Annotated in this window: 1 protein-coding gene; it reads left to right on the top strand. The window is 65.0% G+C overall.

All coding sequences use genetic code 11. From position 1 onward, the window contains the following. On the top strand, positions 1–1,756 hold a 1,756-nt coding region (locus tag VL52_RS25770; RefSeq protein ID WP_046159199.1), incomplete at both ends, for a condensation domain-containing protein.

Consider the following 1,756-nt stretch of genomic DNA (forward strand, 5'->3'; position numbering starts at 1 on the left):
AATGCAGCGGCGGCCGATGCCCAGGCGCTGAGGCGTTTTCTGGCGGATCAGTTGCCGGAGCACATGGTGCCGGCGGCGATGATCGGCCTGGATGTCTTGCCGCTGACGCCAAGCGGAAAGCTGGACCGCAAGGCCTTGCCGGCGCCGGACTTCGCCGGCCGCAGCGGACGCGCGGCGCGCGACGCGCAGGAAGACGTATTGTGCGGGCTGTTTGCTGAGACGCTGGGGCTGCCGCAGGTATCAATCGATGATAGCTTCTTTGATCTGGGAGGCGATTCGCTGCTGGCAACCAGGCTGATCAGCCGCATCCGCGTCACGCAGCGGCGCGAGCTGTCGATCCGGACCCTGTTCGAATGCCCGACCGTGGCGGCCTTGGCGCGGCAGCTGTCGGGAGACGGCGAGCTGAGGCCGCCGCTACGGCGCCTGCCGCGCCCGCAAACGTTGCCGTTGTCCTATGCCCAGCAGCGGTTGTGGTTCATCCACCATCTGGAAGGCCCAAGTCCGACCTACAACATCCCGGTGGCGCTGCGCTTGTCGGGCGCGCTGGAGACGGACGTGCTGGAGGCCGCGCTGCTTGATGTGGTGCGCCGCCATGAAAGCCTGCGCACCGTATATGTCCAGTCGGCCGACGATACGCCGCTGCAATGCGTGTTGTCCGTCGAGCAACTGGATGACTGCCGTCTGATCGTGCATGAGCCGCTGGGCGAGACCAGGCTGGGAGCCGTGCTGAGCGAGGCCAGCCGGCATTGCTTCGACCTGAGCTGCGAGTTGCCTTTGCGCGCAGAGCTGTTTCCATTGGACTCCGGCCAGCAGGTGCTGCTGTTGCTGCTGCATCACATCGCCGGGGATGGCGGCTCTCTGCCGGTATTGGCGGATGATCTGGCGGCCGCCTACGAGGCGCGCTGCCAGGGGCGTGAACCGGCTTGGCGGCCGTTGCCGGTCCAATATGCCGACTACACCTTGTGGCAGCGCCAGTTGCTGGGAAACGAGCGGGATCCGGACAGTCTGATCGGTCGTCAGTTCGCTTATTGGAAGCAAGCGTTGGCCGGTTTGCCGGATCAACTGTGCCTGCCCACTGACCGCCCGCGTCCGGCGATGGCCAGCTACCAGGGCGATTACTGCGAGTTCAGGCTGGATGCCGAAACCCTGAAACAGCTGAAGACGCTGGCCCGCCGGCATGGCGCTACGCTGTCGATGGCGCTGCAAGCGGCCTTGGCCGCGTTGTTGAGCCGCTTGGGCGCTGGCGATGACATTCCGCTGGGGTGCCCGATCGCCGGCCGGACCGATGATGCCTTGGCCAACCTGGTCGGCTTTTTCGTCAACACCTGGGTATTGCGGGTGGATACCTCCGGACGGCCGGATTTCGCCACCCTGCTGGGCCGGGTGCGCCAGCAGGCCTTGGCCGCCTACAGCCACCAGGACGTGCCGTTCGAACGGTTGGTCGAACTGCTCAATCCGGCGCGCTCAGCCTCTCATCACCCATTGTTCCAGGTCAACCTGGCGCTGCAGAACAATATCTTCCCGCTGTTCCGTTTTTCCGGCCGGGAGGTCAGCCTGGAAACGGTAGGCAATCGAACCGCCAAGTTCGACTTGTTCTTCAATCTGTTCGAAATGCCGTCCGATGAGCCGCAAACCCAGTATCTGCAGGGTTATGTCGAATACGCGACCGAGCTGTTCGACCGCGCCACGGTCGAGCGCCTGCTGACGCGTTTCCGCCTGCTGCTGGAGGCGGTGGCGGCGGAGCCGTCGCGGCCGA

The sequence above is a fragment of the Chromobacterium vaccinii genome (assembly GCF_000971335.1).
Lineage (GTDB): Bacteria > Pseudomonadota > Gammaproteobacteria > Burkholderiales > Chromobacteriaceae > Chromobacterium > Chromobacterium vaccinii.